The organism is Flavobacterium sp. ASV13, assembly GCF_000745775.1.
Taxonomy (GTDB): domain Bacteria; phylum Bacteroidota; class Bacteroidia; order Flavobacteriales; family Flavobacteriaceae; genus Flavobacterium.
This window is the reverse complement of the sequence record NZ_JQJY01000004.1, coordinates 34,010-55,905: the sequence shown is the minus strand read 5'-3', so window position 1 is coordinate 55,905 and position 21,896 is coordinate 34,010. Positions and strand designations below refer to the sequence as shown.

Genomic DNA, 21,896 nt, shown 5'->3' with positions numbered 1-21,896 from the left:
ACCTTAGCACCTTAAAAAAAATGAAAATACTAATTATAAACTCAGGAAGTTCATCAATCAAATATCAATTAATGGTTATGCCGGAAAATGAAGTAATTTGTTCTGGTATGATCGACAGAATTGGTTTAGAAACTTCAAATATTACTTTTAAAACTTCGGCTAATTCACATGAAGAAACATTGCCGATTCCGAATCATAAAGTAGGTCTGCAAAAAGTAGCCAATATGCTTTTAGATGCTGAAAAAGGTGTTATAAAATCAACTTCAGAAATTACTGCGGTTGGACATCGCGTAGTGCATGGCGGAAGCGATTTTAGCGATACTGTAAAAATCGACGAGAAAGTAAAAGCAAAGATCAAACAGCTTTTTGAATTGGCGCCTTTGCACAATCCGGCAAATTTAGAAGGAATTAATGTGGCAGAGGAAATTTTCAGTTCGGCAGAGCAAATTGCAGTTTTTGATACCGCTTTTCATCAAACAATGCCAGAAGTAGCTTATAAGTATGCCATTCCAAATTACCTTTTAACGGAAAACAAAGTTCGGGTTTATGGTTTTCACGGAACAAGCCACAAATATGTTTCTGAAAAAGCAATTAAATTTCTAGAAAATCATTCAAGAATAATTACCATTCATTTAGGAAATGGCTGTAGTATGGCCGCAATTAAGGATGGGAAATGTATTGAAACCTCAATGGGATTTTCGCCTTCAAATGGATTAATTATGGGAACGCGAGCGGGTGATATAGATCAGTCTGTGGTTTTTTATATGATAAAAAATTTAGGTTATACTCCAGATGAAGTAAATGCGGTTTTGCTAAAACAAAGCGGTATGCTCGGTCTGACAGGTTACAGTGATTTGAGAGATATTGAATCAGAAGCAGCAAAAGGAAATAAAGACTGCCAATTAGCTTTATTGATGAATGCTTATCGAATTAAGAAAACAATTGGAGCGTATGCAGCTGCTTTAAATGGATTAGATGCTATTGTTTTTACTGCTGGAATTGGAGAAAATTCATCTTATATGCGCAATCTAGTTTGTACTGATATGGATTATTTTGGAATTGAAATTGATTCTGAAAAAAATCAAATTCGTTCAAAAGAAGTCAGAGAAATCAATAAAGTCAATTCAAAAACTAAAGTTTTGGTTGTGCCAACAGATGAAGAGTATGAAATTGCAAATCAGGTTTATCAGTTATTGAACAGTTAAGATTTAAACCAATTTTACATAACAAAGCTTCTCATCAGAGAGGCTTTTTTTACGCCTAAAATTAAATATTTGTCAGTATCTTTGATTATAAAAACGAATATCTTGAAATCGATACTTTTTAAATTACTCTTCTTCTTTTTCATTGCTTCGAACTTACAAGCACAAGAATTACTTCCTTTTGTTGAAAATTACAATAAATCAGATTATCAGGGCGATAATCAAATCTGGAATATTGTTCAAGGACAGGACAAAGCCATGTATTTTGCTAATAATCACTATTTATTACGATATGATGGTGTTGTTTGGGAAAAATATTCATTGCCCAATAAAACAATCATTCGCTCCATTTTAATTGAAGGAGATCGAATTTATTCCGGTTCTTATAAAGAGTTTGGTTATTGGCAAAGAAAAGATGGAAAAATGCATTACGTTTCCATCACCAAAAATCTGCGTTTGTTTGATGAAAAAGACAATGAAGAAATCTGGAAAATTTTTAGATTCAATGGTTCATTGTATTTTCAATCTTTTAATGATGTTTTTATTTATGATGGAAAACATATTAAAAAAATCAAATTCCCTTTTTTAATTTCCTATTGTTTTGTTGTCGATCAAAATCTCTATGTAGCTTCTGTCGACAAAGGAATTTTTAGAATGAACGGATCAAAAATTGCAAATCCGAAAGGTTGGAATGTTTTAAAAAACACGGTTGTTCACGCTATCGAAAAGTACAAAGGCAAAACTTATATTTTCACTCATAAAAAAGGAATTTTTATTGTTGAAAAAAATGGATTATCAGCTTGGAATAATCCATTAAATGAAACGCTGAAAGGAACGGGAATTAATGTTGCAAAATTTATTAAAAACAATAAATTGGTCATTGGAACAGGAAATAAAGGCGTTTTTATTTATGATTTCAGTACTCAGACTTTTAAAAATATTGACCGAAACAATGTTTTGATGAACAATTCGGTTTTATGCATTGGTTTTGATAAAGAAGAAGATTTGTGGCTCGGACTTGATAACGGAATTGCACATGTTGAGGTAAATTCGCCAATTTCCTTTTTTTATGACAATTCGGGTATTTTAGGCTCTGTTTATTCGGTTGCCACAATCGATAAAGGATATTTAATTGCATCAAATCACGGTATTTTTGAATTTGATTCTGGTAATTTTAAAATGTTGCCTAATACACAAGGACAAGGCTGGAATATTACAAAAATTGGCAATAAATATGTTATAGGTCATAATGACGGAACTTTTGTTTATGAAAATGGTGCATTGACAAAAATCAATAATGTCAGCGGTGGATGGAATTTATCAAAAAGTATTATTAATGACACCTATTTTCAATCGACTTACAGCGGAATTTTAGTTTATAATAATGCTTCAAAACTAACAGAAAGTTCCAAGTTGAATGACCTTTCAAAACCAATAAAATATGTTGCCCAGAACAAAAGAAATGAAATTTGGGCAGCAGATAATTACCGCGGATTATATAGAGTTCTTTTTGATGATAATTTTAAAACGACAAAAGTCGAAAATATCACACAGCAAAGTAAAATTGAAAATGACTTTGGCGTTAAGATTTTTGAGTTTAGAGAAGAAATTCTTTTTCTGATTAATAATGTTTGGTACACTTTCAATTCGATTTCAAATAAATTAGAAGAGAATGAATTGTTCAATACAAACTTTAAAAATATTTCTGATGTTGTTGCTATCGATGAGAACCATTTTATAGTACTTCAGGAAGGAATCTTATATCATATTTATGCAAACGGAAATAAGTTTGTATGGAATATGATCCAGGAGAAATATTATAAAGGAAAATTAATTAATGAAAACCTGCGCATCTTCAAAAGCAAAAATCATTATTTAATGAATCTTGATGATGGTTTTATTTCGTTGCAGCTATCATATGAAAACAAGCAAAATAAAGGAGTAAAAGTTGAAGCATTCAACAATAATATTTTGTTGCCGAATGAAGGTAAAATAAAACACAATACTGAATTACGTATTAATGTGATTTCAGGAATTTATGGAGCAAGTAAACCAAATTTATTTTACCAGATAAATGGAAGCAAAAATTATATTCCAATTTCAAATGGGACAATTGTCTTAAATAATCTTAACAGTGGTTTTCATTCTGTCGAAATTTTTAAACACGACGGAGCAAATTATGATAATGTTGCAACATTCGAGTTCAAAGTAGCACAACCGTGGTATTTTTCATTTTGGATGATTCTGCTTTATTTATTGGTGATAGGAGCCGTATTGTTCTTTTATTACAAATGGAATAAACTTCGATATACTCAAAAATTAAAATTGCAGGCAGAAGAGTTGAAACACCAGCGTGAAATTCTTGAAATGGAATTGAAAAAAGAGAATGAATTGAATGTTCAGGAATATGAGAAACATATTTTAGAATTGGAATTGCAAACCAAATCCTCAGAAGTTGCGGGTAAATCATTATCTATTGCAAAGCAAAGTGAAATGATTGAGAATATTCAAAATATTCTGGACTCTGAAAAGGATTTCAATAAACTCAAAAGCGAAATCAAAAAAGCAATTAAAATTAATGAAGTAAATAAACACGAATGGGAGATTTTTGAAACCAATCTGAATCAAATCCACAATGAGTTTATTATTAATCTTTCCAAGAAATTCCCAAATCTGACTCCAAAGGATATAAAGCTCTGTGTTTATCTAAAAATGAACCTTTCTTCAAAGGAAATTGCGCCTATGATGAACATCTCTTTTAGAGGTGTAGAATTGCACAGATATCGCTTAAGAAAGAAACTAAACCTTACTCAGGACGAAAACCTGTCAAAATTTTTATTAACTGTGTAAGATTAGCATTTAAATTTTAAAGATATTCTATTTTTTCAGTTCTTTTTTTATATAATTCCAATACATCATTACTACATCATAAGGTTATGTTAAAGAAAATAAATTAACATTTATAGTATTGATTTTTAGTAGTATACATTAAGTTTTTAACATAATGATGTAGCTGTGTAGTAGTGCTATTTGATGTACTACAACGTTGTAATTGTTTAATTTGGCTCTACTAACTTAAACGATTACATACTGTATGAAAAATTTTATTTTTAGCTTTTTAGCGCTATTGCTTCTTCCAGCATATATGTCTGGACAGGCAATTAAAGGAAAAGTAGTAGACGGTAGCGGAATGGGGATTCCAGGGGCAGTTATCAGCGCTTCTAACTCCAGAACAACTGCTGATGCTGATTTCGATGGAAATTTTACAATCAATGCCAAAGCGGGAGAGACGTTAAAGGTCTCCATGTTAGGTTTCGACGCTGTCTCTGTTGCGGCAACTTCGACTCCTATGACAATTACCCTAAAAGAAGCAGGCGATACTGCTCTTAAAGAAGTAGTGGTAATTGGTTACGGAACAAGAAAGAAAGTAGATAACACTACTGCTATTTCATCTATAAAAGCAGAAGAAATTACAAAAACCAAAGTATTGAATGCTTCACAAGCTATTCAAGGTAAGGCGGCTGGTGTACAAGTAATTTCATCTGATTTGCCAGGAAGCACTCCTTCTGTTGTTATTAGAGGTTTGGGAACCGCATTAGGAGGAAGAAATCCTCTATATATTGTTGATGGTATGCAAACAGAAAATATCAACAATATCAATGCAAATGATATTACTTCTTATGAAATTTTAAAAGATGCTTCTGCGTTAGCAATTTACGGAACTCGTGCTGCAAACGGAGTTATTATTATTACAACTAAAAAAGGTACGGGAGATAAAGTTTCTGTAGAAATTGAAAGTTTTGGAGGTGTAAGACAGCCACTTAAAAAAGTTAAGATGGCAGGAAGTAATAATTATTCGTATTACTCAAATGCTGCATTACAATCTACAACTTTTTCTCAAGATCAGCCTGTAAATACAGACTGGTTTGATGAAATTACAAGAACCGGAAGTTATACTCAAAATAATATCTCAGTTTCTGGAGCTACAGAGAGCGTCAAATACTTCTTCAGTTTAGGAAACTATTCAGAGAAAGCTGTTTTAGATGGCTTGGATTACGGAAGAACTACGTTTAGAAATAATAATGAATATAAAATTTCTAAAAAACTTACTATAAGCCAAAATTTCAGCTTTACATCTGCTAACTCAACTCCAAAACCATTAAGCGCATTTACAAATGCTTACAAACAGTCTCCTATAGTACCGGTTTATTTTCCTGATGGTAAATATGGTGTTTCTCGTGTAGGCGATAATGGCTTTGCAAGTGAAACAGGTTCTTCATTTAACAACGTAGGAAACCCAGTTGCTCAATTAAATTTTTATGATGAACAGCAAAAAAGTGTTACGTTGCAAGGAGGATTGAAATTAGATTACGAAATTTTGAAAGGATTAAAATTCACTTCACAATTTAATGGTGAATATTATACTTGGAAACAGTATAATTATGATGATACTAAAAATATTTGGTTAGCTGCTAACCCTAATAAAGTTGATAGCGATTATGCTAAAGAATTTCCTAATAGCAATATAAATTTATTAACTCAAGGAAGATCAGATTATTTTAATTGGAATTTATCAAATTATTTAACTTATAACAAGGTATTTAATGAGATCCACGATGTTGAAGTGACAGGTGGTATCGAAACTTCGGTAAAAGGTCCTAGAGAAACGCTTACTATTGCAAGAAAAAATGTTAATGCGAATTCTAATTACTGGTCATTAAATGATCCTGTTGCTAATCATGGAGTAGAATATGCTCCAACTGTTACAAGTTTTTATGATGTTGTTTATAATGAAACGAAATTGGCATCTTATTTTGGACGTTTTCAATATAAATTAAAGGATAGATACTTAATTACCGGAACTGTTAGACGTGATGGTTCGTCAAATTTTGGTAAAGATTATCGTTGGGGAACTTTCCCTGCTTTTGGTTTAGGTTGGATTATTACCAAAGAAAATTTTATGGCTGATGTAAAAGCTATTAATTTATTGAAATTAAGAGGAGGCTGGGGAAGATTAGGAAATCAAAATGTTCCGCTTAATAATCAATCATATACTTCTGGAGGTAATGCTTACCTAGGAGGTTCCCTTCTATATAACGGTACTACAATTAGTTCTCAAATTGATCCTAGCTTATCGTGGGAAATTACAGAAGAGTCTTCTGTAGGTTTAGATTTCGAACTTTTAAATAACAGATTAAAAGGAACTTTTGATGTGTATGACAAGAAAACATCTAATGTAATTTTAAATACAAAACCTTATATGACATCTGGACTAACACTCCCATCACCTGCACATGTTGGAGAAGTATCTAATAGAGGTTATGAAATTTCATTGCGTTGGGATGATAAAATAGGAGAAAACGTTAGATATTGGGTTGGAGGAAATTTCTCTAACAATAAAAATGAACTTACAGGTTTAAAAAATGTTATTTTAACGGATCTTATTGGTGGAGGTTTAGGAAATGGACAGAATACTAAATTGCTTAATAATACTACAATTGGCCAACCTTTAGGAAGTTTTTATATTTATGATTATGCTGGTTTTGATGCTACAAATGGAAAAATGCTTTATTACAATGCTGCTGGAGATAAAGTTACTCAAGATGCATTAGATGCTAATAAAGATAGAAAATATGTTGGATCTAGTTTGCCAAAAACGAACTATGGTGTTACTTTAGGAATTACTTATAAAAACTTTGATTTTTCTGTTGACGGATACGGAACAGGCGGCGCTAAAGTTTACAATGGTAAAAAAGCACAACGTTTTTCAGGAGAAAATATTGAAAATTCACTTGCTACTGATTTCTGGACACCGAATAATTTAACAGCTTCAAACCCTGCACCTTTTAATCAAGTACCTGTTGCTTCTACTTACTATTTAGAATCAGGAGATTTCTTCAGAATCAATAATATTACATTAGGTTACAAATTGCCAATACAAGAAAATAATTTTATCAGCGCTTGCAGAGTGTATGTAAATGCTATTAACCCATTTATTACACAAAAATTCTCAGGATTTTCTCCAGAATTAAACGGAGATGGAAATCCTTATGGTTCTCAAGGAATTGAGCTTGATGCTTATCCAACAATGAGATCATTTGTAATTGGTGCTAATTTAAAATTTTAAAAAGATGAAAAAGATATATATTACCGCGTTTGTTCTTTCGACATTCTTTTTTACAGGATGCGCAGACGATTATTTAGATGTTCAGCAAACCGAGACTGTTTCTACAAAAGATATTGAGTTATATAATAACAACACAGGAGCAGAAACGTTTGTTACTTCGATTTATAACAAATTTTTAAATTGGGATATGACCTCTTTTGGTTGGATCGGTTTATCAAGTATTACATCTGATGATGCTGATAAGGGATCTTCTCCTGGTGATACTGGAACAGATAAAGACGTATTGGATGCTCTGACTTATAACGCTTCTAATCCTTCTTGCGAAAGTACTTTTATTGCCAACTATGATGGAATTAATAGATGTAACCAGGCTTTAAACATACTTCCAAAATTAGATAAAGCAGATGCTGCTTTGAGAAATAGATTAGCTGGTGAAGCTAAATTTTTAAGAGCTTTTATGTATTTTACTTTAGTAAAATGTTATGGAGGAGTACCAATTGTAGATCATTTACCAGTACCAGCTTTAGAAGCTGATAGAGTTATGCAGTTAACACGTAAAACATCTGCAGAAGTTTATGCTTTTATTGAAGCTGATTTAAATGATGCTATTGCGGCATTACCTGAAAAAACAGCTTATTCAGCAAATGAAAAATCAAGAGTTTCAAAGGGTGCTGCTTATGCTTTATTAGCGAAAGTAAGTTTATACCAAAAGAAATGGCAGCAAGTAATTGACAATTGTAATAAAGTTACAGGATATTCACTTGTAAGTGATTATGCATCGCAGTATAAAGCAACAGGAAAGTTTGACTCTGAATCTATTTTCGAAATCTATGCACAAGGAGCAGTACCTGCAAAAGGAATCGAAGGTTACTCTAATACACAAGGCGCTCGTGGTACTGGAGGCTGGGGTTGGGGCTTCAATACACCATCTCAAAGTTTAGTAAATGCTTATGAGGCCGGTGATGTTAGAAAAGCAGCAACAATCATTTTTAGAGGAACTACTTTGTATGATGGAAGAGTAATACCAAATACGGTTGAAAATGAAAGATACAACTACAAAGCATACTCATCTGCCTATACAGATGCTTGGGAAACAGATGTTGATATTAAATATTTAAGATATGCTGAAGTTTTATTAATGAAAGCGGAAGCATCAAATGAATTAGGTCAAACTTCTGCCGCTATTCCATTATTAAACCAAATCAGAAATAGAGCTGGATTAGGAAATACTACCGCAAGTTCTCAAGCTGATGTAAGAACTGCAATCTGGAAAGAAAGAAGAGTAGAAATGGCTTTTGAGCACGACAGATTCTTTGATTTAGTTCGTACAGGTCAGGCTAAAGCTGCTTTTGCAATTGATGGAAAAACTTTTACAGAAGGTAAAAATGAATTATTCCCAATTCCGGCATCATTCCTTAGTCAAGCAGGTGGGTTATCATCTCAAAACCCTGGTTACTAATCCTTAAATATTAAATAAAATGAAAAAAAATAAATCTATTTTATTACTTTCTTTTGCTTTGGCTTCACAAATTTTTGTGAGCTGTGAGGATAGTATAGATAAAGTTAACAGTCCAGTTCCATACGAGTCAATTGGCGGGTATGAGAATTCAGATGAAGTTGCTGCAAGTCATTTGCTTGCGAAATTCAGTTTTGATGGAAATATCAACGACTCAAAAGGCGGAATAACTGGTGGTACAGGAACAAACGTTTCTTATGACACAGGTGTAAAAGGTAGTGCTTACAAAGGTTCTGCAACTTCATTTATTGCTTATAACAATGTTGCAAGTTCTATAGTAAGTTTAAAAAGTATTACAGTTTCAATGTGGATCAAAACAGATCCACATACTGGCGGTGCTCAGTCTTTATTTATGCTTCCAAAGAAAACAGATTTCTGGGGTAATATTTTTACGCTTATTGAAGGAACTGGACCAGCAACAACAATGTTGATGAAAAACCATATTCAAAGAGATGTAACCCCAAGCATTCCTTGGGCTGGACAATTTATCGAGCATAATGGTGCAAATGTTTTGCCTAATATGTTTGGTGCATGGAAACAGGTAATTTGGTCATATAACGGAACAAGTTCTACTTACAGTCTTTATATTGACGGACAAAAAATAACTTTACCAGCATCGATTTCAAAAAGATACGCAAGTGATCCTGCAACGGGTGGTGGTCCTTTTGGAGAATTAGCTAGTTCTGAAGTTTCTAAATTTATCATTGGAGGGTATCAGCAGCATTTAGGTGCTCCATGGGGCGCTCCTGATAGCTGGATGCTTAATTATACAGGCTTAATGGACGAATTCAGAATATATGATGCTGCTCTTTCAGATAATGAAGTTACGGCTTTATATAAACTGGAAAAGGACAAGAGATAAGTATTTTTCAAATACACCTGGAGGAATTCTCCAGGTGTATTTATTTAGTTAATATTATTTAGAATAAAATGAAAATTTCAATATACATAGTTGCTTTTTTGAGCTTTTTTAATTCATGCTCATCATCGACACCAGACGGAAAAGGCGGAGGAACTCCATTACCAACAAATCCAACAACGCCGACTAAACCTTTGACTGATACCGAAGCAATGGATCAGGTTCAAAAAGATGCAATAAAATATTTTTGGGATTATGCTGATCCTAATTCAAAATTGGCAAGAGAAAGATACCTGACAGAAGATCCAAATTTTGAGTCAAACATTATAACTACAGGAGGTTCTGGATTTGGTTTGATGACAATTGTTGTAGGCGTAGAAAGAGGTTTTTTGCCAAGAGCTGAAGCTGTTTCTAGACTTACTACGGCATTAAATTTCTTAGAAAAAGCTGATCGTTTTCACGGTGCTTGGCCACATTGGATGGACAATAAAGCGGGAAAAGTTATACCATTTGGAACAAAAGATAATGGCGGAGATTTAGTGGAAACTTCTTTCGTTTGTCAAGCTTTAATTACGATTAGAGAATATTTTAAAGACGGAAGTACATCAGAAAAAGCATTAGCTGCAAAAGCAGATGAACTATGGAAAGGTGTAGAGTGGGATTGGTACACAAAAGGAGAAAATGCGTTATACTGGCATTGGTCACCAAATTATGGTTGGGAAATGAATTTCAAGCTTGAAGGTTATAACGAATGTTTGATTACGTATGTAATGGCAGCTTCATCTCCAACACATCCAATCTCTGCTGAAGCTTATCACCAAGCTTGGGCAAGAAATGGTGCTATAGTAGATGGCAGATCTCAATATGGAATTCCAGTAGTTTTAAATTATAATGGAGCTTCAGGAAATGTAGGACCAATGTTCTGGTCGCATTATTCGTATTTAGGTTTAGATCCAAATACATTAAAAGATAAATATGCGGATTATTGGCAATTGACACAAAACCATGCAAAAATCATGGTTCAATACAGTGTTACGAATCCAAAAGGTTTTAAAGATTATTCAGATAAGTGTTGGGGATTAACAGCAAGTTACACTCGTAATCCTGACGGAACAACTGGTTATACAGCACATCAGCCAAATAATGATAACGGTGTAATTTCGCCAACTGCGGCATTGTCATCTTTCCCATATACTCCAGTAGAATCTATGAAGTTTTTACATTATATATATGATGATAATAAGGCAAAACTTGTTGGAATTGCAGGGCCATACGATGCTTTTTCACCACAGTTTAATTGGGTAACAGCTCGTTATTTGGCAATCGATCAAGGAACTATTGCTCCTATGGTCGAAAACTATAGAACTGGCTTGTTATGGAAGCTGTTCATGAATGCATCTGACACGAAACAAGGTTTGAAAAAACTTGGATTTACATCAGGTAAATACGGAATTTAATTCAGAGAAATGAAACAAAAAATAACGCTTCTAGTCTTATTGTTTTCTGTATTTGGTTTTGCCCAAAGTGAAACAACGGGAAAAATAAATACAGTAATAATGACAAAGTATGAACTGGGTTATGCACTACATAAGCCTGCAAATACAAAAGAGAAGAAGCCTTTGATAGTTTTTATTTCTGGAGATGGAGAAAAAGGAACCGATATTGAAAAGGTAAAAATTCATGGACCTTTTAAGTATTTAAAAACGCATCAATTAGATGCTTACGTTTTGGCTCCACAATGTAAGGAAGATGAAAATTGGGATATAGAATCGATTTATGAGCTGATTTTAAAAATTCAGAAAGAAAATAAAATTGATTCAGAAAGAATATATGTTACTGGTTTGAGCTCAGGAGGCTGGGCTTCGTGGAATTTGGCTTTTGCACATCCGGATCTATTTGCCGCAAACGTACCTGTCGCTGGTTTTGTAGATTTAATTCAATTAGAAAAAGCTTGTGAAATAGCCAATATTCCAACCAGAATTTTTCACGGATTGCTGGATGATGTCGTAAACGTGAATTATGCAATCACGATTTACAAAGAATTGAAAAAGTGCAATGCAAAAGATGTAAAGCTTACCATCTTTGATGATGCAAATCACGACAGCTGGACAAGAGTTTATGATAATGCAGCTATCTACGACTGGATGTTGCAGCAGAAAAAAACGAATACAAACAAATAAATAAATTATAATGAAAAACAAATTAGTCTTGCTTTTTTTAGGATGCGCTGTTTTGGGTTACGCTCAAAAAAAGCCTGCTAAAAATACAGTAAAAATTAAACCAAAGTCTGAATTTGTAGCAGAGTTAATGTCAAAAATGACTTTAGACGAGAAATTGGGTCAGTTAAACTTGCCAACATCTGGTGATATTACCACAGGGCAGGCAAACAGCTCAAATGTGGCAAAAAATATTGCTGAAGGTAAAGTGGGTGGTTTGTTCAACATTAAATCAGTTCAAAAAATTAAAGAAGTACAAAAAATTGCTGTTGAAAAAAGCCGTTTAAAAATTCCGTTGCTTTTTGGAATGGACGTTATTCACGGTTACGAAACAACATTTCCAATTCCGTTAGGATTATCTTGTACTTGGGATATGGGCTTAATCGAAAGAAGTGCTCAAATCGCAGCAAAAGAAGCAAGTGCTGATGGAATCAACTGGACGTTCTCTCCAATGGTAGATATTTCTCGTGACCCACGTTGGGGAAGAGTTTCTGAAGGTTCAGGAGAAGATTCTTATTTAGGAAGCCAAATTGCAAAAGCAATGGTTAATGGTTACCAACAACATGATCTTTCTAAAAACAACTCCATTTTAGCATGTGTTAAACACTTCGCATTATATGGAGCGCCAGAAGCTGGACGTGATTACAATACAGTTGATATGAGTCATATCAGAATGTTCAACGATTATTTTCCGCCTTACAAAGCAGCAGTTGACGCTGGAGTAGGATCAGTTATGGCATCTTTCAATGAAATTGACGGAATTCCGGCAACTGGAAATAAATGGTTAATGACAGATGTTTTAAGAAAACAATGGGGATTCAAAGGTTTTGTGGTAACAGATTTTACTGGAATTCCAGAAATGATCGAACACGGAATGGGGAATCTTCAGGATGTTTCGGCTTTAGCTTTAAATGCTGGTGTTGAAATGGATATGGTTGGAGAAGGTTTCTTAGGAACTTTGAAAAAATCTCTAGATGAGAAAAGAGTTTCTATGGAAACAATCGACAATGCTGTAAAACTTATTTTAGAAGCAAAATACGATTTAGGATTATTCCAGGATCCATATAAATATTGTGATGAGAAAAGAGCTAAAACTGAAATCTTTACAATGGATAGCAGAAAAGAAGCACGTCAAATTGCAGCTCAATCATTGGTTTTATTAAAAAACCAAAACCAATTATTACCGCTTAAAAAATCGGGAACTATTGGTTTAATTGGGCCATTGGCTGATGCTAAAGAAAACATGCCAGGAACTTGGAGTGTTGCCACTAAAATGGAAAACGCAGTTTCATTATTAGCTGGAATTAAAGAAGTTGCCGGAGCAGGAACGAAAGTTTTATATGCAAAAGGAAGCAATTTAGATTATGACGAAACTTTTGAAACAAATGCGACAATGTTTGGAAAAACATTACACCGTGATAGCCGTTCAAAAGAAGAATTATTAGCAGAGGCTTTAAAAGTAGCTAATCAGTCGGATGTAATTGTTGCCGCTTTAGGAGAATCTGCAGAAATGAGCGGAGAATCAAGCAGCCGCACAAATTTACAAATTCCACAAGCGCAAAAAGATTTATTGAATGCTTTATTGAAAACAGGAAAACCAGTTGTTTTAGTTTTATTTGATGGTCGTCCGTTAGTAATTACTGACGAAGAAAAAACAGTTCCTGCAATCTTAAACGCTTGGTTTGCTGGTACAGAAGCGGGATATGCAATTGCTGATGTATTATTTGGAGATGTTAATCCTTCAGGAAAATTGACTTCAACTTTCCCAAGAAGTGTTGGTCAATTGCCAATTTACTATGCACATAAAAATACTGGAAGACCACTTTCTAACACAGAAGGGAAATTCGAGAAATTCAGATCAAACTATATTGACGAAAGAAATGAGCCTTTATTCCCATTCGGATTTGGTTTAAGCTATACCACTTTTGATTATTCAAACTTGAAAATTTCTTCTGATAAAATGGATTCAAACGGAAAATTGAAAGTAACTGTTGATGTAGCAAACACTGGAAATTTTGACGGAAAAGAAACGGTTCAGTTATACATCAGAGATTTAGTTGGTTCTGTAACAAGACCAGTTAGAGAATTAAAAGGTTTCCAAAAAATAGCACTTAAAAAAGGTGAAAAACAAACCGTAAGTTTTGATATTACTGTTGAAGATTTAAAATTTTATAACTCTGATTTACAATTCGTAGCAGAGCCTGGACAGTTTGATATTTTCGTTGGAGGAAATTCAACTGCCGACAAGAAAGTTAGTTTCGAGTTAACTAAATAGTTGGTTTATTGGTTAGTTAAAAGCCCTTCATTTGGAGGGCTTTTTTTCTAAAAGACGGAATCTTTTTAATCTTTAAATGTTATGAATGTTTTCAAAAAAAACCATGCTTTCTTTTTTTTAAGTTTATTATTCGCGTTTTCTTCTTGTTATGCACAGAAGAATGCAATTGTAGCGCATAGAGGTGCATGGAAAAAAAATAATCTTCCGGAAAATTCGATTGCTTCTTTAAGACATGCAATTGATTTAAAATTGCCGGGATCAGAATTTGATGTTTGGCGCACTGCCGATGATTCTCTTGTGATTAATCATGATGCTCATTTTAATAAATTACTGATCGAACAAACCAATTACGCTGATTTAATTAAGTTTAATTTATCGAATGGTGAAAAGTTGCCAACACTTTACGAGTATATTTCAGAAGGAATAAAAAACAACAAACACACGCTGTTGGTTTGCGAAATAAAACCTTCAGAAATTAGCAAAGAGCGCGGAAAAGAAACGGCTATAAAAACAGTAGAAACAATCAAAAAACTTAAAGCGAATAAAAAAACATGCTACATAAGTTTTGATTACGATATTCTAAAATAAATTAGAGCTATAGATTCTAAAACTTCTCTTCAATATTTAGAAGGAAATAAATCTCCGAAAGAAGTTAAAGCGGACAATATCAATGGTGTTGATTATCACTATTCGGTATTTAAAAAACATCCAGAATGGATACAGGAAGCCAAAGAAAACAAAATTATTTTGAACGCCTGGACTGTAAATGAAGCTGCTGATATGGATTGGATTATCAATCAAAAATTCAATTATATCACGACGAATGAACCTGAACTTTTAAAGGAAAGAGTAAACGCGAAAAAATAATCTTTTTAGCCTTTATAAAAACAAATCAAATCATGAAAAAAATATATAAACAACTGAGATTGCCAATTTTATTGTTTTTGATCGTTTTCAATAACAGTATTTTGGCTCAAAATGCAACTGGCAAAACAGAATGGTTTGACCCTAATAAACCTGCAACGACTTATTGTAACCCGATTAATATTGGCTACAATTATACGACTTATAATCATAACGGAATTCCGTATTCACGCCGTTCAAGTGCTGATCCTGTTATTATTACATACAAAGGAGAATATTATTTATTTGCAACGAATCAGGCAGGATTCTTTTGGAGTAAAGATATGTCAGACTGGAATTTTGTTTACGGAAGTTTTCAGAGACAGCCTGGCGATGATGATCAATGTGCGCCAGCGGCCTGGGTTGTAAATGATACATTATTCTACGTAGGTTCAACTTGGAAAAGAGATCACCCAATCTGGAAAACAGCAAATCCAAAATCTGGTAAATGGACACGTCACGTAAACAAAGCAATGCTACCAACTTGGGATCCTGCGATTTTTCAAGACGATGATAAAAAAGTATATATGTACTACGGTTCAAGCGGAAAACTACCTCTTGTAGGAACAGAAGTAGATTATAATACTTGGCTTCCAAAAGGAAATCAGGCTGATTATGCACAGTTATACAAAGCAACTGAAGTAGAAGATATTCAGCGTCCGTATGGGCAAATTAAAGAAGTTGCAATTCTAGATCCTTCAGCTCATGGATGGGAGCGTTTTGGTCCAAATAATGACATGGAGCCAGCACCTTGGGGAAATTTTATTGAAGGTGCTTGGATGACCAAACACAACGGAAAATATTATATGCAATACGGAGCACCAGCGACTGAATTTAAAGGTTATGCAAATGGCGTTCACGTAGGTGATAATCCGTTAGGGCCTTTTACGTATCAAAAACACAATCCGATGTCATATAAACCAGGCGGATTTGTAATTGGTGCCGGTCACGGAAATACATTCGCAGACAATTACGGAAATTATTGGAATACAGGAACGTGTAAAATTTCAATTAAAGACCGTTTTGAGCGTCGCATTGATATGTTTCCTGCCGGATTTGATAAAGATGACGTAATGTATTCTATTACAGCTTATGGAGATTTCCCGATTGTGCTTCCAACAAGTCAGCGTGATCAGACAAAAGGCGCTTCATCTGGTTGGATGTTGCTTTCATACAAAAAGCCTGTAACCGTTTCTTCTTCTGAAGAATGTATGGAAGTAGAAACGCACAGAATGGATAACGGTGGTAAAAAAGTATATGAAAAGTTCTGTTACGGACCTGAAAATTTAACAGACGAAAACATTCAAACATATTGGTCGGCTAAAACAAGTAATACGGGAGAATGGCTTCAAATGGATTTAGGCAGAAAAATGGAAATAAATGCCTTGCAAATTAATTACGCAGATCATAAAGCAACACAGTACAATAAGGCAATGGATATTTATTATCAATATAAAATATTCATGTCTGATGATGCCATAAACTGGACTTTGGTTGTAGATAAATCCAAAAATGATAAAGATGTGCCGCATGATTATGTAGAGCTTTCAAAATCGATAAAAGCGCGTTATATCAAAATGGAAAATATTCATAATGCATCTGGTTTATTTGCGATTTCTGATTTTAGAGTTTTTGGAAATGGTTTGTCAGAAAAACCAAAAGCAGTTTCCGGATTTAAAGTTGACAGAAACAAAACTGATTCTCGCAACGCTATGATATCATGGAAAAAGCAGTCAGATGCAATTGGCTATAATATTTTTTATGGTATAACTCCTGATAAACTGTACAACAGTATTATGGTTTACGGAGAGAACTCGTATGATTTTAGAGGTCTTGATAAAGGCACAAAATATTATTTCACGATTGAGCCTTTTAATGAAAATGGAATTGGTACAAGAAATAAACTTATTGAAGTAAAATAAATTTTATTTAGTACAATATAAAAGCTCTGATTTGCAAATCGAAAGATAATTGCAATCAGAGTTTTTTTTTTGACAAAAGTCTGCAAAAAAACTCTGACAGTTCTAAAGATTTTTGTTCCTTTGTAAAACAACCCAAAATGCTATAAAAAACATGAAAAAAACCATTCTTTTAACTGCTTTAGTTTTAAATGGATTGACCGCATCGTTTGCACAATCGAATGATGAAAAAAACATTAAATTATTTTACAAAAAAGCTTTAACCGAAGCTAAATGTTATTCTTGGTTAGAATATTTATCAAATGATATCGGAAGCCGTTTATCTGGATCAAAAGGTGCTGCGGAAGGTGTAGAATACACAAAAAGACAATTAGAAAGTCTTGGTCTTGATAAAGTTTATTTACAAGAAGTTATGGTCCCTCACTGGGTTCGTGGCGAAAAAGAAACTGCTTTTATCGTAGACGGAAAAGTAAAAACTGCTGTGCCAATCTGTGCATTGGGAGGTTCTGTTGCAACTCCAAAAACCGGAATTACAGCAGAGGTAATCGAAGTACAAAGTTTGGATGAATTAAAAGGACTTGGTGATAAAGTAAAAGGCAAAATTGTATTTTTTAACAGACCAATGAATCCTGAAAATATCGGAACTTTTAATTCTTATTCTGAAGCGGGAGATCAAAGAAGAAGTGGAGCAAAAGAAGCTGCTAAACTTGGTGCAGTTGGAGCGATTGTACGTTCTTTAAACTTACGTTTAGATGATTTTCCACATGCAGGGGCTCAAAGCTATGGTGATTTGCCAAAAGAACAATATATTCCGGCAGCGGCAATTAGTACAAACGGAGCTGAATTATTAAGTAAAACTTTGAAAGCCAATCCGGGGATTAAATTATATTTCAAACAATCTTGCGAGACTTTGCCAGATGTATTATCTTATAATGTAATTGGAGAATTAAAAGGAACAGTAACTCCAGAGAACATTCTTGTTGTTGGAGGGCACTTAGATTCTTGGGATTTAGCCGATGGTTCTCACGACGATGGAGCAGGAGTGGTACAAAGTATGGAAGTAGTTCGTATCTTGAAAAACTTAAACTACAAACCTAAAAATACGATTCGTGTTGTATTGTTTATGAATGAAGAAAACGGTGGAAAAGGTGGAGCAAAATATGAAGAAGTTGCAAAACAAAAGAACGAGAATCATATTTTTGCTTTAGAAAGTGATTCAGGCGGATTTACACCAAGAGGATTTTCAATCGAAGCTGACGATGCTAACTTCAAAAAATTACAGGAATACAAAAACCTTTTTGAACCTTATTTAATTCACAGTTTTGTAAAAGGACACGCAGGATCAGATATTGAGCATTTAACTTCAAAAACAATTGTAAAAGCTGGTTTACAGCCAGATTCACAACGTTATTTTGATTATCACCACGCAGCAAACGATAAATTTGACGCAATCAATAAAAGAGAATTAGAACTTGGTGCGGCAACTATGACTTCATTAATCTATCTAGTAGATCAAAACGGAATCGTTCTTCCTGCTTCAAATTAATTTTTGATAATTCTAAAAAACAAAAAAGCTATGAGTTTTGCTCATAGCTTTTTTGTTTTAAGATCTACATAAGTTTAATAAGTGTCGATAATTGTTTTCAATAAATCAGAATCTGCAAGGTCAGAAGGCGCAACTACTTTTTCTTCCAGTGGAATTTCATTTCCATATCTTTCCTTTAATATTTTCTGAACTTTTTCATCAGTTAAATTAAAATCTTTCAGCTGTTTGAGTTTTGATAATTCAATGCTGGCGGCGTTTTTGTATATTTTCCAGATTAATTCAGAACAATAAATTCTAGTATCCGTCCATTCAAAATAAGCGTCATATTCTTTTCCGTTAAATTGCTGACTGTAATCTTTCATTTTTTGCAAAGTTGAAGGAGTTAAAACTTTTTCTGCATTTTTTAGTCTTTTTACGAGATATTTATTGTCTTTCCCGTGCTGGATCCAATCTTCCAAACGAGTTAATTTTACAGGCTGAACGGCTTCAAAAACAAATAGATTTCCGTTTATTTTGTAGATAATGCCACAATGGGAAAATTTAGAATTTGTGGCAATTCGGACTGCTTCGCATTGTGGAGATTCTGAAGTTTGAAAAATAATATCTCCATCCTGAATTTTGTCTGAAACTGTATTTTGAGCTTTGTTTCCTGAAAATGGATTGTTCGGAAAAACTTTCATCGCGACAAATAACGCGCAACCAAAACTCAGTAAAAAGGTAATTATCAGAAAGAGGTATTTTGATTTTTTCATATTCAAATTTTAAAAATTTAAAAGTATAATTTATTCTTCAGTTTTCATTCGGAATTAACACAAACAAAAAAGCAGAATTTCAAATGAATGAAATTCTGCTTTTATTATTTTATAAAGTAATCTTTTTAGATTCTGAAAATTCCTCCAACAGCAATAATTCGTTGAAAATAAGTAAAGTGCTGAGAAGCCTTATCATCATTGCTCATTGTAGTTTTAATATCTGGCATATTGATATAACCGCCTTTTAACTCTCCCTGAACATAGAAATGTTTAAAAAAGGTAATGTTTAAACCAGCTTTTGCAGAAACACCATAACCAGAAACGTGAAAATCATCGTGACGTTCTTTACCTAAAATTGTAGTATTGGTTTTAGGATATAAAACTCCAGCACCAATACCTTCGGTTAAGTTAATCTGAACTTTATCAATATTTGGTAATCCAAACCATTTTGAAACATCATCAAATCTCGCCACCTCAGTATTAATGTAGTTTAAACCATCTGTATGTTCATACATTAAAAAAGCAGGACCGTTTGGATTTATTTCACCTTTGTTATAACCGCCTTCAATAGCTCCTCCCTGAGACATATCTACAGGTGTGTTATTGTAATTTCCATTGTAAATTGATGCAGGATCATCTGCAGGTAAATTGATGTTTCCGTTCACGTTAGCAATTTGATTTTGTGACATTACATATTTCATGTGGTCAACACCAATTGTAACACTATAATGATCGCTGAAAAAATAACCTAATCTCAAATTCGTTTGAGGAATTGTCATATTTGCAGGATTGATATAATCTACATGCCATCCTTTTGGTTTATCATGAGCTTGCATGTTATCAACAGTAAAGTTGTAATCTTTACCTCTGAAATTTACATCAGATTTAGAGTAACTTTCTCTGTTACCACCCCACATCACAAAGAATTTTCCTTTATTGTGTGCAGCGTATTTTTGTACCGGAATTTCTTCCTGAGCAAAAGCGCTTAGTGAAACGCAAGCCAGAAGGAAAAATAAAATTTTTGTTTTCAAAGAACTTAAGTATTATAAATTTAGAATGAGTTAACTGTTTTTCTAATAGCAACTAATTTTGTCATCAAACCTTCAAAATAGTCCAAATGAAGCATATTAGCACCATCGCTTTTTGCATTAGCAGGATCAAAATGTGTTTCGATAAAAATACCATCAACACCAACTGCAATACCAGCTTTTGCAACTGTTTCAATCATATCAGGTCTTCCGCCTGTAACACCTGCAGTTTGATTTGGTTGTTGTAAAGAATGCGTTACATCCAAAACTGTAGAAGCATATTGCTGCATAGTAGGAATACCTCTAAAATCAACAATCATGTCCTGGTAACCAAACATAGTACCACGATCAGTAACCATTACGTTTTCATTATTACAGTCTAATACTTTTTGAACAGCATGTTTCATGCTTTCCGGACTCATAAATTGTCCTTTTTTCAAGTTTACTACTTTTCCTGTATTTGCCGCAGCAACAACAAGATCAGTCTGACGAACTAAGAAAGCTGGTATTTGCAATACATCAACGTATTGGGCTGCCATATCAGCATCTTCGTTGGTGTGAATATCAGTTACAGTTGGAACGTGAAAAGTTTCAGAAACTTTTCTTAAAATTTTCAAAGCTTTTTCGTCACCAATTCCAGAGAAACTGTCAATTCTAGAACGGTTTGCTTTTTTAAAAGATCCTTTAAACACATAAGGGATCTGAAGATTGTCGGTAATACCAACTAATTTTTCAGCAATTCTCAGCGCCATTTCTTCTCCTTCGATAGCACAAGGCCCCGCCAATAAAAAGAAATTTCCGCTGTCAGTATGCTTAATTTGTGGAATATGTTGTAAGTTCATAAAATTATTTTTTTGCACTGCAAAGGTAGTTATGATTTATGAGTTTAGGATTAAGATTTAAGATTATTTTATGAAGCTAATCCTGCTATTCGTTTCAATATTTTTCTGTAAAAACTTTTTTTTCCAAAGTCTGTTCAGGAGCTTCCTCCGGTCGCTCTGCCCAGCCAGGAAAAAATAAGTTTTAGAGAAAAATGATTTCCACTTCTATCAGGGCTAGATTTAGTGGAATTATGAGAAATTAAGTTAAATTTAGTTCTGTGTCAAATTTCAAAAAATGATAAATCGATTCCGGCACATTCAACAATTAATTCATTACCAATAAAATTGTACATTCGATGTTAATTATGAAGAACAGATTCTATTGTTTTTTTGCTTTTTAAACGTATTATTTTGTCAAAGTCTAATTTATTCAAAATAAGATTTTCATCACTTCTAAAAACTTCATATTTATCTTCATTAATAAAAGTATACAAATCTAAAGTATCATGTTGCTTTGTAATAATGTTTGCTCTTTTCCAACTTTTCGAAATTATGCCAAAATTTTTAGTCTGTTTATTTATGATTAAATCGCCACTTTTAGATTCAAAATAGATTTCTTGCAAATCGCCATAATGATCTTCAATTTCTGTTAGATATAATCCCCAAGCAATAAAAACGAAAAAAAGAAATAACAGAATTGCAAGGGAGATAATAACTTTCTTAAGCATAAAA

General features: G+C 33.4%; 14 protein-coding genes and 1 pseudogene. 11 read left to right on the top strand and 4 right to left on the bottom strand.

Annotated elements, in window-relative coordinates:
* Positions 1-20: 20 nt before the first annotated feature.
* From GQ47_RS10820 to GQ47_RS10770, 11 genes and pseudogenes are all read left to right on the top strand, one after another.
* Complete coding sequence (locus tag GQ47_RS10820) at positions 21-1,205, top strand: acetate/propionate family kinase (RefSeq protein WP_035648313.1); 1,185 nt, start codon at positions 21-23, stop codon at positions 1,203-1,205.
* Positions 1,206-1,307: 102 nt separating this feature from the next.
* Positions 1,308-4,052 carry a helix-turn-helix and ligand-binding sensor domain-containing protein gene (locus tag GQ47_RS10815; RefSeq protein WP_035648311.1) on the top strand — a complete coding sequence of 915 codons (2,745 nt, stop codon included), beginning with the start codon at positions 1,308-1,310 and terminating at the stop codon, positions 4,050-4,052.
* A gap of 244 nt (positions 4,053-4,296) precedes the next feature.
* Complete coding sequence (locus GQ47_RS10810) at positions 4,297-7,329, top strand: SusC/RagA family TonB-linked outer membrane protein (protein ID WP_035648310.1); 3,033 nt, start codon at positions 4,297-4,299, stop codon at positions 7,327-7,329.
* A gap of 4 nt (positions 7,330-7,333) precedes the next feature.
* Positions 7,334-8,788, top strand: a complete 1,455-nt coding sequence (locus GQ47_RS10805) for a RagB/SusD family nutrient uptake outer membrane protein (RefSeq protein ID WP_051951481.1) — start codon at positions 7,334-7,336, stop codon at positions 8,786-8,788.
* Positions 8,789-8,807: 19 nt separating this feature from the next.
* Positions 8,808-9,707 (top strand): LamG-like jellyroll fold domain-containing protein, encoded by a 900-nt coding sequence (locus GQ47_RS10800; protein ID WP_035648308.1) that lies wholly within the window; start codon positions 8,808-8,810, stop codon positions 9,705-9,707.
* Positions 9,708-9,775: 68 nt separating this feature from the next.
* A complete protein-coding gene (locus GQ47_RS10795) occupies positions 9,776-11,161 on the top strand; it encodes a glucoamylase family protein (RefSeq protein ID WP_035648306.1) in 1,386 nt (461 codons plus the stop codon).
* A 9-nt stretch (positions 11,162-11,170) separates the two neighbouring features.
* Positions 11,171-11,884: a carboxylesterase family protein gene (locus GQ47_RS10790; RefSeq protein ID WP_035648305.1), complete on the top strand. Its 714-nt coding sequence runs from the start codon at positions 11,171-11,173 to the stop codon at positions 11,882-11,884.
* A gap of 10 nt (positions 11,885-11,894) precedes the next feature.
* Positions 11,895-14,195 carry a beta-glucosidase BglX gene (bglX, locus tag GQ47_RS10785; RefSeq protein ID WP_035648303.1) on the top strand — a complete coding sequence of 767 codons (2,301 nt, stop codon included), beginning with the start codon at positions 11,895-11,897 and terminating at the stop codon, positions 14,193-14,195.
* A gap of 81 nt (positions 14,196-14,276) precedes the next feature.
* Positions 14,277-15,062 (top strand): annotated as a pseudogene (locus tag GQ47_RS10780) (glycerophosphodiester phosphodiesterase family protein).
* A 32-nt stretch (positions 15,063-15,094) separates the two neighbouring features.
* Positions 15,095-17,020 (top strand): discoidin domain-containing protein, encoded by a 1,926-nt coding sequence (locus GQ47_RS10775; RefSeq protein ID WP_035648300.1) that lies wholly within the window; start codon positions 15,095-15,097, stop codon positions 17,018-17,020.
* Between the two features lie 151 nt (positions 17,021-17,171).
* Positions 17,172-18,563 carry a M20/M25/M40 family metallo-hydrolase gene (locus tag GQ47_RS10770; protein ID WP_035648297.1) on the top strand — a complete coding sequence of 464 codons (1,392 nt, stop codon included), beginning with the start codon at positions 17,172-17,174 and terminating at the stop codon, positions 18,561-18,563.
* Positions 18,564-18,637: 74 nt separating this feature from the next.
* On the opposite strand, the gene GQ47_RS10765 is transcribed toward GQ47_RS10770, so the two are convergent.
* The 4 genes from GQ47_RS10765 to GQ47_RS10750 all read right to left on the bottom strand — a co-directional run bounded on the left by GQ47_RS10765 (position 18,638) and on the right by GQ47_RS10750 (position 21,892).
* Positions 18,638-19,315, bottom strand: a complete 678-nt coding sequence (locus GQ47_RS10765) for a YiiX family permuted papain-like enzyme (protein ID WP_035648294.1) — start codon at positions 19,313-19,315, stop codon at positions 18,638-18,640.
* Positions 19,316-19,440: 125 nt separating this feature from the next.
* On the bottom strand, positions 19,441-20,346 hold the full coding sequence (locus tag GQ47_RS10760) for a hypothetical protein (protein WP_035648293.1): 906 nt from the start codon (positions 20,344-20,346) through the stop codon (positions 19,441-19,443).
* Positions 20,347-20,366: 20 nt separating this feature from the next.
* On the bottom strand, positions 20,367-21,185 hold the full coding sequence (gene kdsA, locus GQ47_RS10755) for a 3-deoxy-8-phosphooctulonate synthase (RefSeq protein ID WP_035648291.1): 819 nt from the start codon (positions 21,183-21,185) through the stop codon (positions 20,367-20,369).
* A 338-nt stretch (positions 21,186-21,523) separates the two neighbouring features.
* Positions 21,524-21,892 (bottom strand): hypothetical protein, encoded by a 369-nt coding sequence (locus GQ47_RS10750; protein ID WP_035648290.1) that lies wholly within the window; start codon positions 21,890-21,892, stop codon positions 21,524-21,526.
* Between the last annotated feature and the right edge of the window lie 4 nt (positions 21,893-21,896).